Source organism: Aeromonas sp. A35_P (assembly GCF_002259925.1).
Classification (GTDB): Bacteria; Pseudomonadota; Gammaproteobacteria; order Enterobacterales; family Aeromonadaceae; genus Aeromonas; species Aeromonas dhakensis.
Genome location: NZ_NEVB01000205.1, coordinates 1 through 13,118, shown reverse-complemented (window position 1 = coordinate 13,118; position 13,118 = coordinate 1). Strand labels below are relative to the sequence as shown.

The following is a 13,118-nucleotide window of genomic DNA, read 5'->3' as shown; positions in this document are numbered from 1 at the left end:
CAACAACCGCCAGCGTCCCTCGGGCCTTAAGCCGGGCTCGATCAGGGTTCAGTAGAGGAGTAACGGCCATGGACAAACGTCAAAAAGGGTACGAAGCCTTCATTGCCGAGCTGCAAAAGCAGTGGCAAGAGACAGAACAGTTCCAGGGGGAGCGCCTCAACCGGATGATCGCCAAGGTACAGGCCTATCTGGAGGCGGCCGGGGATCTGACCCAGGACGAGCTGGCGCTGATCGCCGAGTATGTGAAGCGGGATCTGGGCAACTATGACGAGGGGCGCAAGGATGAGCAGGTGGAGGAGTCCGCCTTCATGTTGGCGCTCAAAGACACCGCCTGGTCCTGGCTGGCGGACGTGACCGACCGCACCCAGGTGGAGTGGCAGGAGCTGGCGGACGAGCTGGAGCACAAGGGGGTCTACCGGGCCGGCGACTGGGTGGGGCTCGGGGTATTGGTGTGCGATCACTGCGAGTGGCGCCATACCGTGCTGCACCCGGAACAGCTTGGCACCTGCCCCGAGTGCGGGGCCGATGAATATCACCGTGAGCCGCTCTCGCCCTGAGAACCTGTCCACACTCTTACTGCGAGGCCGTGATCAAGGCTCATGTACTGCTCGCTTGTTTGTAACCGAGAGTTCTCACGTATATCTATACGCTCCGGTTCCTGCGCTGCTCTTTACCTTGCTGACGACCTCTCGTTGCAGAGCCTGAACAGGTTCTGAGCGGGTATCAGACTGAACAGAAGAGAGGCGCCCAAGGGCGCCTCTCTTATTTATCGGGTTGTACGACTGGGTCAGCTCTTGCGCGCCCAGGGGTGGGCGCGGGGACGCAGCCACAGGGCCAGTGCCAGCAGGGCGGCGGCCAGACCGTACATGGGCCAGCTGCCAAAGCGCAGATAGGGAGTCACGCCGTGGGCGGGACGCACCTCGGTGCGCAGCACGCCAGCCTCGAACTGCGGGATCTGGGCGATGATGCTGCCGTCGATCTCGGTGACTATGGTGATGCCGGTGTTGGTGTCGCGCAGCAGCGGGCGGGCCAGTTCGAGGGCGCGCATGCGGGCGATCTCCATGTGCTGCCAGGGGCCGATGCTGGTGCCGAACCAGGCGTCGTTGGAGACGGTCAGCAGGAAGTCGGTGTCCGGCTGTACGTTGCGGCGCACCTCGTCCGGGAAGATGATCTCGTAGCAGATGGCGGCGGCAAACTTGAGCCCCTTGGCGATCAGGTTCGGCTGTACCTCGTCCCCGCGGCTGAAGGAGGACATGGGCAGGTTGAAGAAGGGAGCGATGGGGCGCAGCAGATCTTCAAACGGCACGAACTCGCCGATGGGCAGCAGGTGATATTTGTAGTAGCGGTTCTTGTGCTGGTAGTAGTAGGACTCCTTGCCGTCCGCATCCTGCACCCCCATGCCGAGCACGGTATTGAAGAAGCGCTGCTGCTCGAGATCGTAATGGATGATCCCCGCCAGCAGGCCGGTATCGTTCACCTTCATCGCCTTGTCCAGGCTCTCCAGGTAGTTGCCCATCTCCTTCTCGATGGCCGGGATGGCGGATTCCGGCCAGACGATGATGTCGGCATCCTGGTTCTCGCGGCTGAGATCCTGATACTTGCGCACCGTCGGCACCAGGGCCTCCGGATCCCACTTGAGGGACTGCTCGATATTGCCCTGCACCAGCGCCACCTTGACCGGTTCACCTCGGGTCACCCAGTTGAGCTGCATCAGCCCCTGGGCGGCGCCCACCAGAGCCACCGGCACCAGCAACCAGGCCGGCTTGCGGCTCTGCCAGAGCAGCCAGAGGGCGGAGGCGGTCAGCAACAGCGCGAGGGTGATGCCCTGCACGCCGAGGATGGGGGCAAAGCCCTTGAGGGGCCCGTCGATCTGGCTGTAGCCGAACCAGAGCCAGGGGAAGCCGGTCATCACCCAGCCACGCAGCCAGTCGGCCATCAGCCAGAGCGCCGGGAAGGCGAGCAGCCAGCGGCTCCAGTGACGTTCGCGGAAGAAACGGGCAAACAGCCAGCAGGCGAGGGTCGGATAGAGCGCCAGATAGGCCGACAGCCCGGCCAGCAGCACGAAGGCGACCGGCAGGGCGATGCCGCCGAACATGGTCATGCTGACGTGGATCCACCACAGCCCCGGCAAAAACAGCCCCATGGCGTAGCCAAAGCCGCGCCAGGCAGCCTGCTTGGGGGTGGCCTTGTCCAGCAGGGCATAGAGGCCGAGCAGGGACGGGATCACCAGCGGCCAGTAGTTGAAGGGGGAGAAGGCCAGCACGGCGATGGCGCCAGAGGCCATGGCAAACAGGCTGGTCAGAAGTTTCGATTTTGCGGGCTGTAATTTCACGGGCGATGAGGCTCGGATTGGACTGCTATGGGTTGAATGGCCGGTATCTTAACCCGTAAAGGCGGTCAACGGCGAGCCTCCCGGCCGACGGCCCGAAGTGAGGGGATAAAAGGGTGATGACGGGCCCGGTAGCCGGTGGGAAACAGGGGTTGTATGTGGTCAAACGAACAGCGCCCCGACGGGCGGGGCGCTGTTGACTCGAACCAGGGCTTATTGGGCCTCGGACTGGGCCGCGACATGGTTGTCGGGGATCTTCACCTGCAGCTGCTGCAGACGACGCTTGTCGGCATGCATCACCTTGAACAGGTAGCCGTCCAGCTCGATCTCCTCGCCCTTCTTGGGCAGGTGGCTGAAGGCGTGCATCACCAGACCGCCGACGGTATCCACCTCTTCGTCGCTAAACTGGGTGCCGAAGAAGTCGTTGAAATCCTCGATCTCGGTGAGGGCGCTCACCGAGAAGACCCGTTTGCTGATGCGGCGGATCTCGTCCGGTTCGTCTTCGATGTCGTCGAATTCGTCGTCGATCTCGCCGACGATGAGTTCAAGGATGTCCTCGATGGTCACCAGACCTGAGACGCCGCCGAACTCGTCCACCACGATGGCCATGTGGTAGCGCTCTTCGCGAAACTCCTTGAGCAGCCGGTCGACCCGTTTGCTCTCGGGCACGATCACCGTGGGGCGCAGGATATTCTCCAGTTGCAGCGGCTCGCTGGCGTGGTGGCCACCGAACCCGAACGGCAACAGATCCTTGGCGAGCAAGATGCCCTCCACGTGATCCTTGTCCTCGTTGATCACCGGGAAGCGGGAGTGGCCCGACTCGATGATCACCGGCAGGATCTCGTCCACCGGCTGGGATTTCTCGATGGTCACCATCTGGGAGCGGGGGATCATGATGTCGCGCACGCGCAGCTCGGCAATTTCGAGCACCCCCTCGATCATGTCCTTGGTGTCCTGATCGATGAGATCGCGCTCTTCGGCGTCGGCTATCACTTCCACCAAATCGTTGCGGTCTTTTGGCTCGCCCTGGAAGAGTTGGCTGAGTTTGTCGAGCCAGGTTTTCTTCGGCGAGCCGGTACTAGGGTGATCGTCGGTCATTTTCTCTCTTGGTTACTCGTATGAACATACTTGAAATCGTTGTGGCTATATGAGGATGGGCATCGGCTGTTTCAAGGCGATGACCATCCCGCGGTTTACTCTTCGTCGTTCAGATAAGGATCGGCGAAACCGAGCTCCTGCATGATGTCGCGCTCGAGCGCTTCCATCTCTTCGGCCTCGTCATCCTCGATATGGTCATAACCTAGCAGATGGAGACTGCCGTGCACAACCATATGGGCCCAGTGGGCCATCAGCGGCTTGCCCTGCTCGATGGCTTCGCGCTCCACCACCTGGCGGCAGATCACCAGATCGCCGAGCAGCGGCAGCTCCAGGCCGGGTGGTGCCTCGAACGGGAAGGAGAGCACGTTGGTGGGCTTGTCCTTGCCGCGATAGGTGAGGTTGAGCTCGTTGCTCTCCGCCTCGTCGACGATGCGCACCGTCACTTCGGCCTCCTGCTGGAAGCCGAGAATGGTGCCGTCGAGCCAGCCCTGCAGCTGGGCCTCGCTCGGCAGGCCGTCGCTGTTGGCACTGGCCAGTTGCAGATCCAGGGTCACGCTCATTGGGCACTCTCTTTACTGGTGTGGGTGGCGACCTTGTCGGCCGCCTGTTTGGCATCGAACGCCTCGTAGGCCTGCACGATGCGGGCCACCACCGGGTGGCGCACCACGTCGGCGGACTGGAAGAAGTTGAACGACAGGCCGTCGACATTCTGCAGCACTTCCAGCGCGTGGCGCAGGCCCGATTTCTGGTTGCGGGGCAAGTCTATCTGGGTGATGTCACCGGTGACCACCGCCTTGGAGTTGAAGCCGATGCGGGTCAGGAACATCTTCATCTGCTCGGTGGTGGTGTTCTGGGCCTCGTCCAGGATGATGAAGGCGTCATTGAGGGTGCGGCCGCGCATGTAGGCGAGCGGCGCCACTTCGATGATGTTGCGCTCCATCAGCTTCTCCACCCGCTCAAAGCCCAGCATCTCGAACAGGGCGTCGTAGAGCGGGCGCAGGTAGGGGTCCACCTTCTGGGAGAGATCGCCTGGCAGGAAGCCGAGCTTCTCGCCCGCTTCCACCGCCGGCCGGGTCAGCAGGATGCGGCGGATCTCCTGGCGCTCCAGCGCATCTACCGCCGCCGCCACCGCCAGATAGGTCTTGCCTGTTCCTGCAGGGCCTATGCCGAAGCAGATGTCGTGGCGCACGATATTGGCGATGTACTGGGCCTGGTTGGGGCTGCGCGGCTTGATGAGGCCACGCTTGGTCTTGACCGTCACCTCCTTGCCATAGGGGATGCTCGGCGCCGGCTCGTCATCCTGCTCCAGCACCCGCGACTCCTGAATGGCCAGATGGACCATGTCGGGGGTGATGTCGGTCACCTTGCCGCCCTTGAGCGGCTGGGTTTCCACATAGAGGTGCTTGATGATGACGGCGGCCGCGTCCACCTGGGCCTGTTTGCCCAGCAGCTGGAAGTGGTTGTCGCGGTAGCTGATCTCGACGCCGAGGCGGCGCTCCAGCTGTTTGATGTTGTCATCGAACGGGCCGCACAGACTGGCGAGACGCTGGTTGTCGGCGGGTTCCAGATGCAGATTCAGGGTCGAGAGGTGTCGGCTCAAAGTGTCCTCGTCTTGACGCGACCCCATCCGGCCGGGGCCGGATGGGGTGAACAGATTAGTGGGGAGTGAAGGCGGCCACGCCCAGCTGGTCCGGTACGTTGTCCGGGCGGCGGGCCAGGATTTCGCTCGGGGCGGTGGCGATGCGCAGGTTCATCTCGTTCTCGCCGCGCAGGAATTTGCCGCGCAGGGAGTTGGGGCGCACCTCGGTGATCTCCACGTCGGCAAAGCCGCCGATCAGGGTATGCGGGCCTTCGAAGTTGACCACCCGGTTGTTCTCGGTGCGGCCGCACAGCTGCATGGGGTCGAGCTTGGAGGGCCCTTCCACCAGGATGCGCTGGGTGGAGCCCAGCATGGCGCGGCCAATCTGCATCGACTGGTTGTTGATGACGTGCTGCAGGCGGCTCAGGCGGGCTTTCTTCACCTCCATGTCGACGTCATCGGGCAGGTCGGCGGCCGGGGTACCGGGGCGCGGGCTGTAGATGAAGCTGAAGCTCATGTCGAAGTTGATATCCTCGATGAGTTTCATGGTGGCCTCGAAATCCTCGTCCGTCTCGTTCGGGAAGCCGACGATGAAGTCGGAACTGATGGTGATGTCGGGACGGGCGGCGCGCAGGCGGCGGATCTTGGACTTGTACTCCAGCACGGTGTGCGGGCGCTTCATCATGGTCAGGATGCGGTCGGAGCCACTCTGCACCGGCAGATGCAGGAAGCTGACCACTTCTGGGGTGTCCTTGTAGACCTCGATGATGTCGTCGGTGAACTCGATGGGGTGGCTGGTGGTGTAGCGAATGCGGTCGATGCCGTCGATGGCGGCCACCAGTCGCAGCAGCTCGGCGAAGGTGCAGATGCCGCCGTCGAAGGTCGGGCCCCGGTAGGCGTTGACATTCTGGCCGAGCAGGTTCACTTCGCGCACGCCCTGCTGGGCGAGCTGGGCAATTTCATAGAGCACGTCGTCGAGCGGTCGACTCACCTCCTCGCCGCGGGTATAGGGCACCACGCAGAAGGAGCAGTATTTGGAGCAGCCTTCCATGATGGAGACGAAGGCGGTCGCCCCTTCGGCGCGCGGCTCGGGCAGGCTGTCGAACTTCTCTATTTCGGGGAAGGCGACGTCCACCTGTGCGCCACGCCCCTCCTGGACCTGCTTGATCATGGTGGGCAGGCGATGCAGGGTCTGCGGACCGAACACGATGTCCACATAGGGGGCGCGGGTGCGAATGTTGTCCCCCTCCTGGGAGGCGACGCAGCCGCCCACGCCGATCACCAGACCGGGCTTGTTCGCTTTCAGTTTTTTCCAGCGTCCCAGCTGGTGGAACACCTTCTCCTGCGCCTTTTCGCGGATGGAGCAGGTGTTGAGCAGCAAGACGTCTGCCTCTTCGGGCTCTTCGGTCAGCGTGTAGCCATTGCTGGCATCCAACAGGTCGGCCATCTTGGACGAGTCGTACTCGTTCATCTGGCAGCCCCAGGTTTTAATGTGAAGTTTCTTGCTCATTGCTTCTCTTGACTTGTTTTGAATGCGGCATGGTCAAAGGACCGGGCATTTTACTCCGCAATCCGGAGACTGCCTAGCAAATATCCAGCCCGCCATGGCCGGAACGCAGCTGCTGCCACCTCGGCAGGCATCGGCTTTCTCCTTGATTTGGCGCACTAATTCTCCACCGCCTTCACTGTTTCCCGGCGCCCCTTGCGGTATGATGTGATCATTCGGTCCGGCTGCGTTCTCCCCTTGCCCGGGCTCACCCCTTGCAGGAATCAAGTTATGGAACAGTGTGATATCGCCATCGTCGGGGCCGGCATGGTCGGCGCCGCCACCGCCTGTCTGCTGGCGGCGCAGGGCCTCTCCATCCGGGTCATCGAGACCCGGTTGCCGGAGCAGTACGCTCCCGAGCAGCCGCTGGATCTGCGGGTCTCCGCCATCAGTCAGGCCTCGGTGGCGCTGCTGGCGCAGGCCGGCGCCTGGCAGCACCTGCAGCAGATGCGGCTGTGCCCCTATCGCCGGCTGGAGACCTGGGAGCTGGACGGCTTCGCCACCCGTTTCAACGCCGCCGACCTCGGCCTGCCCCAGCTTGGCTACATCATCGAGAACCGGCTGGTACAATTGGCGTTGCTCAGACGCATGGAAGATTTCCCCAACATCCAGACCCATACCCCGGCGGCGGTCAAGAGCCTGCGCCAGGGCGCGGACGAGGCGGTGCTGACCCTGGATGATGGCAGCGAGCTGGCCGCCCGCTGGGTGCTGGCCTGCGACGGCGCCGAATCCCGCACCCGCCAGCTGGCCGGCATCGGGGTGTCGCGTTTTGAATACCGCCAGCACTGCATGCTGATCAACATCGACACCGACTTTGCGCAGGAAGACATCACCTGGCAGCAGTTCACCCCGAGCGGCCCGCGCGCCTTCCTGCCGCTGCCGGGCCAGCACGGCTCCCTGGTCTGGTATGACAGCCCGGCTCGCATCCGGGCGCTGGCGGCCATGAGCAACGAGGGGCTGGCTGCCGAGGTGCGCCGCCACTTCCCGGCTCGCCTCGGTGGTTTTTCCGTGACCGGCAAGGGGAGCTTCCCGCTGGTGCGCCGTCACGCCAACGACTATCACGCCGGCCGGGTGGTGCTGCTGGGCGATGCTGCCCACACCATCAACCCGCTGGCGGGGCAGGGGGTCAACCTCGGCTTCAAGGATGTGGCCTGCTGGGCGGATCTGTTGCACAGTGCCGGTGCCGAGTGGCACAAGCCCGAGCTGGCGACCCGCTATGAACGGCGCCGCCGCCCGGACAACCTGCTGATGCAGTCGGGGATGGATCTCTTCTACGGCGTCTTCAGCAACGATATAGGCCCGCTCAAGCTGGCCCGCAACCTGGCCCTCAATCTGGCGGACAAGGCGGGCCCGTTCAAGGAGATGGCGCTACGCTATGCGCTGGGGCTGGTTTAAGGCGCGTGGCGCCATCACGAGGGAGGATAGCCCATGAACAAGGCATTGCTGGTGATCGATTTCATCAACGACATCGCCCACCCGGACGGGCGCATTGCCGCCTCGGCGGCCCATGTGCTGGAGCAGGACGCCATCGCGCACGCCAACCAGGCGCTGGCCCATGCCCGCGCCCACGGCTGGCTGGTGGTGCAGATCAAGGTGGGCTTTGATCCGCACTATCTGCTGCAGCCCAAGGGCTCCCCCATGTTTGGTCGGGCCCACCAGTTCGGGGCACTGTCGCTGGCCGACTCCGGCACCGACTTTCACCCTGATCTGGACGTGCAACCCGGCGATCTGGTGCTGACCAAGCCCAGGGTCAGCCCCTTCTACGGTACGGCGCTGGAGCCGGCGTTGCGGGCCAATCGCATCGAGCACCTCTATCTGTGCGGGGTGAGCACCGGCTGGGCCATTCAGGCGGCGGCGCGGGAGGGGCATGATCGGGATTACGCCATCACCATCCTGGAGGATGCCTGCGCGGCGGCGGATGCCAACGAACACCATGCCTCGCTGCGCCTGCTCGGCCGCATCACCGAGATCATCAAGGTGGCCCAGCTGGCCTGATCCCGGCGGCAGGCGGAGCTTGCTCACTGTTTTGACATTTTGTCTGCGGCCCCCTGTCGGGCCGCGTCCATTTTGGGCAACATGAAGCGAGCATCGATGGCCACAAGGATGGGGACATGCGTTATCAGGGACGGATCGTGCGCTGGAACGAGGCGCGCGGCTTTGGTTTTATCGCGCCCGAGCAGGGGGAGGGTACCCCGAAAGGGGCCGAACTGTTCGTGCACATCTCGGCACTACGGTGCGACGGCCTGCCGCCCATGGCGGGGGAGCGGGTCTCCTACCTGGTGGGGGCCGGCCAGGATGGCAAACCCAGGGCCGAGCAGGTGTTTTTCCCCGAGCGTCCCCTGTCGCTGGCAGACGGCAACGAGAGTCGACCCACGCCGGCGGGTCGCCGCATGTCGGAGGGCAGTCGCATTCCGGCAGGCCGCGGGCCTACCCCGCAGCACACGCGTCCTCGCCCCGCCAACCGGCGCCGCAGCCACTGGCGCGGCAAGCTCATCCCGCTGCTGGTGCTGGTCGGGATCTTCTCCCTCTACTCCCGTTTTTCGGCCGAGTCGGTCTCACCTACCTCCACTTCCTCGTTCAGCCAGGCAGAGGCCGACCCCTCGGACAGCCTGCAGCAGGCCGGCACCTTCGTCCGCCAGTGCGACGGTCGGCAGTACTGCTCCCAGATGACCTCCTGCGAGGAGGCGACCTGGTTTTTGCAAAACTGCCCCAATACCAGGATGGACGGCGAGGGCGACGGCATCCCCTGCGAGCGGCAGTGGTGTGGCCACTAGCGGGCTCGGGGGCCGACTCAAGTCGTTGATCATCTATCATTATCTTGCTGGTCGGGTCATGGCAGGTGTGGCCCCGGTCATTGGCAACACGCGGGCGGGCCGGGATGGCTCCGGTTGTCGCGGCCATGCCGGGGACGTCGTTTTTGGGTGAGGAGTGCGGTCATGGCGGACTATTTTCAGGGCTCACTGTTTCACTTCTCCGATCGGGCGCAATACCTGGCCGCGCTGCTCAATTCGCTGGAGGAGCAGATCTCGGTGATCGACCGGGACGGTGTCATCCACTACACCAACCTCGCCTGGAATTGCTTTGCCGAGCAGAATGGCATGCCGGCAGGCTATGACTGGCTGGGGGTCAACTACTTGCGGGTGTGCGACAACTCGGTGGAGCCGCTGGCCCTGATGGCGGCGGAGGGGATCCGGAGGGTGCTGCGCCATGAACAGCAACATTTCCATCTGGAGTACCCCTGTCACAGCCCGGACACCCAGCGCTGGTTCATGATGCGGGTCTCCGCCATCCCGGGTATCGAGGTCGAGTTCTACACCATCAGCCACATCAACGTCACGGAGCGCAAGCTGCAGGAGCTGGACATGGCCTACCTCTCCCTGCACGACCCGCTGACCGGGCTGGCCAACCGGCGACTGTTCAACAGCTTTTTGCACAATGAGTGGCGGCGCAGCATGCGCGAACAGACCCCGCTCTCCTTCATCATGCTGGATCTGGACAACTTCAAGCTGTGCAACGACCATTTCGGCTATCAGGTGGGGGATGACTTCTTGCAGCAGGTGGGCCGGCTGCTGGGCACCTTTTGCCAGCGAGCCACCGATCTGCCGAGCCGTTTCGGCGGCGACGAGTTTGCCCTGATCCTCGGCAACACCGGGGCCGAGGCCGCCGCTCGCATGGGGGAGGCCATTCGCCTCGGCATCGGCGAGCTGCTGATCCAGGGGGCGGACACCCTTCGGCTCAGCGCCAGCGTCGGCATCGCCACCCTGCTGCCGCAGCAGGCCCGCGTCTCGGAGGAGGAGCTGCTGAGCGCCGCCGACATGGCGCTCTATCTGGCCAAGCAGGGGGGCAAGAATCGTTGCCACAGCATCAGCTGCAGTGCCCTGCCATCCCCCTGATATTCCTCGTTTTATCCTGCCTGCGACCCTGCTATCTATGAACGATTCTGCTTGCAGTTAACGCTGTTGCCCGGCCGGCTGCGGTTCGGGATGGGCATCGACGACCAGTTGCAAGAAACGATCGCGGATCGGGTCGGCAAAGTCGGGGTTCCACACCAGGCTTATCTCCCACTCGGAGCAGGGGCCGGAGAGGGGATAGAGGGTGACGTCCCGGCCAGCGATGAAGCTGACGCTGCGCGGCAGGATGGCGTTGCCGATGCCGGCGGCCACCAGCGCCACCAGGGTCTGGATATCCTCTGCCTCCTGCACCATGCCGGTCAGCCGGTTGGCGCCGAGGAAGCTGGCGATCTGCTGGCTGAGGCCGGGGCAGCGGTGCCCCACCATCTGCAGCAAGGGCTGGCTGGCCAAGGCTTGCTCGATGTCGAAGGCGGCCGGATCCGGCTGCGTCATCTGGGTCGGTACCGCCAGCACCAGCCGGTCGGTCAGTAGCCTGTGCTCCCGAAGCTGCGGGGCCTGGGGCCGGCGCATGAAGCCAAGTTGCAGCTGGCCCGACAGCAGCCGTTCCTGCTGGATGGCGGAGGTCATGTCCTGCAGGTGCACCATCACATCGGGGGCCTGCTGTTTGAAGCGGGCCACCAGCGCCGGCGCCAGCGCAAAGCTCGACAGTCCGAAACCAATCTTGAGGCGCCCGGCAATGCCGCTGGCCAGCGCCAGGGCGTGGCGCTCAAAACCCTTGCCATGCTCGACCAGCGCCCTGGCCTGGGTGAGCAGCTGGGTGCCGATGGCGGTCAGCTCGGCGCCGTGGCGCCCCCGATTGAACAGGGTGCTGCCGAGGGTCTGCTCCAGCCCCTGGATCTGCTTGGTGAGCGCCGGCTGGGTGATGAAGAGGCGGTTGGCGGCCTCCCGGTAGTTGGCGGTCTCCGCCAGGGTCACGAAGGCCTGCAACTGTCTCAAATCGAATTTCATTCTGTTTGGTTATCGAAAGTGGCCATTTTGTGATTATAAATTATCTAACTGCCTTGTTCTAATAGACCTGAAGCGGGTCCTGTCGGCCCTGTCAGCTTGCTAACAAGGAGTCATTCATGCCTGCCGAACGCTATCTGTTTTTGATCAAGGGAGATCTGGTGCTGGCCCAGCCGCTGGCTGCGCCGGAGACGGGGGCGCTGCTGACCAGCCTGTTGCAGCAGGGCTTTGCGGTGGGTCCGCTGCAAGTCTGGGCGAGCAATGCCGAGCAGGCGCTGGCCTGTTATGAGCAGGCAGCCCAGCGGCGGGCCTTCGGCGATATTCTGGCCGGGGCCGAACCCGCCGTGGCCGGGGCCGAACCCGCCGTGGCCGGAGCCGTTTCATGAGCGTGCTCACTTTGGGGGCCCGCGCCCTGCTGCTGGACATGGATGGCACCCTGGTGCACTCCACCGGCGAGGTGGAGACGGTGTGGCGGCTCTGGTGTCGCCGCCACCGGCTGGCTCCCGAGCCCGTGTTGACCATGTGCCACGGGGTGCGCTCGCGGGAGGTGATCCGCACCCTGGCTCCGCAGCTCGACCTGGCGCAGGAGGTGGCCCTGCTCGACGATCTCGAGATCCATCACACTGGCCAGGCCGAGGCCCTCGCCGGCGCCCGGACCCTGCTGGCAAGTCTGCCCGTCGAGCGCTGGGCGCTGGTGACCTCCGCCAGTCAGCGGGTGGCCAGGCATCGATTGCGCAGCGCCGGTCTGCCGCTGCCCGCTCTGCTGGTGGGGGCCGAGGATGTGGAACACGGCAAGCCGGATCCCGAACCCTACCTGCTGGCGGCCGAGCGTCTGGGGCTGGCTGCGGCCGATTGCCTGGTGTTTGAAGATGCGCTGGCCGGCATCAGCAGCGCCCTGCGGGCGGGTTGCCGCGTGGTACAGGTGGGGGGCCGGCAGCGGCTCAGTCCCGGCATCAGCGCCCTGATCCAGGACTGGCGCCAGGTGAGCGTGGTGGTGGAGGCAGAGGGTCTGCAGCTGACGCTGCTCACCTGACAACAAAAAGCCCCCGCGAGCGGGGGCCTGACTGGCGATGGGACTATTACTTGAACACGCGAAAACGCACGGCGTCGTCCATGAAGGTCTTGTCACCGGCCGGTTGCTGGATGCTGCCAAAGGGCATCTGGGCGCGCAGCAGCCAGCTGGCGGGCAGGTTCCACTCCTTGCGCACCGCCTCGTCGATGAGCGGGTTGTAGTGCTGCAGGGAGGCGCCGATCTTCTCCTGGGCCAGGGTGGTCCAGACCGCAAACTGGGCGATGCCGGTGGCATGTTCCGACCAGATGGGGAAGTTGTCGGCGTAGAGGGCGAATTTTTGCTGCAGATCCTTGATGACGTCGGTGTCTTCGAAAAACAGCACTGTGCCGACACCTGCGCGGAAGCTGCCATTCACCTTGGCTTCGCTCTGGGCGTAGGCTTCCGGCGGCACTATCTTCTTCAGCTCAGCCTTGACGATGTCCCACAGCTTGTGATGCTGGGCACCAAACAGGATGACGGCGCGGGAGCTCTGGGAGTTGAACGAGGAGGGACTGTGCTTGATGGCGTCCTGGATGAGGGCGGTCAGCTGCTCCGGCGTATGGGAAACCTGGTCACCCAGGGCATAGATGGTACGACGTACTTTGATCTGTTCGATAAACGGACTGCTCATAACATCTCCTTTGTTTGACGGGGAATCG

General features: G+C 64.0%; 14 protein-coding genes. 7 read left to right on the top strand and 7 right to left on the bottom strand.

Annotated elements, in window-relative coordinates:
• The first annotated feature begins 68 nt into the window (after positions 1 to 68).
• Positions 69 to 557, top strand: coding sequence for a zinc ribbon-containing protein (locus CAK78_RS14900; protein WP_005298255.1), 489 nt, complete (start codon positions 69 to 71; stop codon positions 555 to 557).
• 230 nt (positions 558 to 787) lie between these two features.
• Here CAK78_RS14900 and lnt read toward each other — a convergent pair whose 3' ends face one another.
• The 5 genes from lnt to miaB form a co-directional block, all read right to left on the bottom strand.
• Complete coding sequence (gene lnt / locus CAK78_RS14895) at positions 788 to 2,284, bottom strand: apolipoprotein N-acyltransferase (RefSeq protein WP_005298257.1); 1,497 nt, start codon at positions 2,282 to 2,284, stop codon at positions 788 to 790.
• 258 nt (positions 2,285 to 2,542) lie between these two features.
• Complete coding sequence (corC, locus tag CAK78_RS14890) at positions 2,543 to 3,427, bottom strand: CNNM family magnesium/cobalt transport protein CorC (protein ID WP_005298259.1); 885 nt, start codon at positions 3,425 to 3,427, stop codon at positions 2,543 to 2,545.
• Between the two features lie 95 nt (positions 3,428 to 3,522).
• Positions 3,523 to 3,987, bottom strand: coding sequence for an rRNA maturation RNase YbeY (gene ybeY, locus CAK78_RS14885; protein WP_042049679.1), 465 nt, complete (start codon positions 3,985 to 3,987; stop codon positions 3,523 to 3,525).
• A complete protein-coding gene (locus CAK78_RS14880) occupies positions 3,984 to 5,027 on the bottom strand; it encodes a PhoH family protein (protein ID WP_010633155.1) in 1,044 nt (347 codons plus the stop codon). Before CAK78_RS14880 ends, ybeY begins: the two co-directional genes overlap by 4 nt.
• A 55-nt stretch (positions 5,028 to 5,082) precedes the next feature.
• Entirely contained in the window at positions 5,083 to 6,516 is a 1,434-nt protein-coding gene (gene miaB / locus CAK78_RS14875; RefSeq protein WP_094697780.1) for a tRNA (N6-isopentenyl adenosine(37)-C2)-methylthiotransferase MiaB, read from the bottom strand.
• A 267-nt stretch (positions 6,517 to 6,783) separates the two neighbouring features.
• Here miaB and CAK78_RS14870 point away from each other — a divergent pair, with 267 nt between their 5' ends.
• From CAK78_RS14870 to CAK78_RS14855, 4 genes are all read left to right on the top strand, one after another.
• Entirely contained in the window at positions 6,784 to 7,947 is a 1,164-nt protein-coding gene (locus CAK78_RS14870; protein ID WP_094697779.1) for an FAD-dependent monooxygenase, read from the top strand.
• Positions 7,948 to 7,980: 33 nt separating this feature from the next.
• Entirely contained in the window at positions 7,981 to 8,547 is a 567-nt protein-coding gene (locus CAK78_RS14865; protein ID WP_094697778.1) for an isochorismatase family cysteine hydrolase, read from the top strand.
• A 116-nt stretch (positions 8,548 to 8,663) separates the two neighbouring features.
• Complete coding sequence (locus tag CAK78_RS14860) at positions 8,664 to 9,326, top strand: excalibur calcium-binding domain-containing protein (RefSeq protein WP_094697777.1); 663 nt, start codon at positions 8,664 to 8,666, stop codon at positions 9,324 to 9,326.
• Positions 9,327 to 9,488: 162 nt separating this feature from the next.
• The gene (locus tag CAK78_RS14855; protein WP_094697776.1) at positions 9,489 to 10,445 is read left to right on the top strand and encodes a GGDEF domain-containing protein; all 957 of its coding nucleotides are present in this window, start codon (positions 9,489 to 9,491) and stop codon (positions 10,443 to 10,445) included.
• A 57-nt stretch (positions 10,446 to 10,502) separates the two neighbouring features.
• Here CAK78_RS14855 and CAK78_RS14850 read toward each other — a convergent pair whose 3' ends face one another.
• Positions 10,503 to 11,411, bottom strand: coding sequence for a LysR family transcriptional regulator (locus tag CAK78_RS14850; RefSeq protein WP_005298273.1), 909 nt, complete (start codon positions 11,409 to 11,411; stop codon positions 10,503 to 10,505).
• Positions 11,412 to 11,527: 116 nt separating this feature from the next.
• Here CAK78_RS14850 and CAK78_RS14845 point away from each other — a divergent pair, with 116 nt between their 5' ends.
• Together CAK78_RS14845 and CAK78_RS14840 are read left to right on the top strand one after the other, a co-directional pair.
• Positions 11,528 to 11,794 (top strand): hypothetical protein, encoded by a 267-nt coding sequence (locus CAK78_RS14845; protein WP_094697775.1) that lies wholly within the window; start codon positions 11,528 to 11,530, stop codon positions 11,792 to 11,794.
• A complete protein-coding gene (locus tag CAK78_RS14840; RefSeq protein WP_094697774.1) occupies positions 11,791 to 12,441 on the top strand; it encodes an HAD-IA family hydrolase in 651 nt (216 codons plus the stop codon). Before CAK78_RS14845 ends, CAK78_RS14840 begins: the two co-directional genes overlap by 4 nt.
• A gap of 46 nt (positions 12,442 to 12,487) precedes the next feature.
• Here the strand turns inward: CAK78_RS14840 and CAK78_RS14835 are convergent, their stop codons facing one another.
• Complete coding sequence (locus tag CAK78_RS14835) at positions 12,488 to 13,090, bottom strand: nitroreductase family protein (protein WP_017780555.1); 603 nt, start codon at positions 13,088 to 13,090, stop codon at positions 12,488 to 12,490.
• Positions 13,091 to 13,118 lie beyond the last annotated feature (28 nt).

Coding starts and splice junctions, on each gene's coding strand:
- CAK78_RS14840 (WP_094697774.1), top strand. CDS start 11,791: ATGAGCGTGCTCACTTTGGGGGCCCGCGCCCTGCTGCTGGACATGGAT.
- CAK78_RS14900 (WP_005298255.1), top strand. CDS start 69: ATGGACAAACGTCAAAAAGGGTACGAAGCCTTCATTGCCGAGCTGCAA.
- CAK78_RS14860 (WP_094697777.1), top strand. CDS start 8,664: ATGCGTTATCAGGGACGGATCGTGCGCTGGAACGAGGCGCGCGGCTTT.
- lnt (WP_005298257.1), bottom strand. CDS start 2,284: ATGGCCTCTGGCGCCATCGCCGTGCTGGCCTTCTCCCCCTTCAACTAC.
- CAK78_RS14835 (WP_017780555.1), bottom strand. CDS start 13,090: ATGAGCAGTCCGTTTATCGAACAGATCAAAGTACGTCGTACCATCTAT.
- CAK78_RS14845 (WP_094697775.1), top strand. CDS start 11,528: ATGCCTGCCGAACGCTATCTGTTTTTGATCAAGGGAGATCTGGTGCTG.
- CAK78_RS14870 (WP_094697779.1), top strand. CDS start 6,784: ATGGAACAGTGTGATATCGCCATCGTCGGGGCCGGCATGGTCGGCGCC.
- corC (WP_005298259.1), bottom strand. CDS start 3,427: ATGACCGACGATCACCCTAGTACCGGCTCGCCGAAGAAAACCTGGCTC.
- CAK78_RS14865 (WP_094697778.1), top strand. CDS start 7,981: ATGAACAAGGCATTGCTGGTGATCGATTTCATCAACGACATCGCCCAC.
- miaB (WP_094697780.1), bottom strand. CDS start 6,516: ATGAGCAAGAAACTTCACATTAAAACCTGGGGCTGCCAGATGAACGAG.
- CAK78_RS14855 (WP_094697776.1), top strand. CDS start 9,489: ATGGCGGACTATTTTCAGGGCTCACTGTTTCACTTCTCCGATCGGGCG.
- ybeY (WP_042049679.1), bottom strand. CDS start 3,987: ATGAGCGTGACCCTGGATCTGCAACTGGCCAGTGCCAACAGCGACGGC.
- CAK78_RS14850 (WP_005298273.1), bottom strand. CDS start 11,411: ATGAAATTCGATTTGAGACAGTTGCAGGCCTTCGTGACCCTGGCGGAG.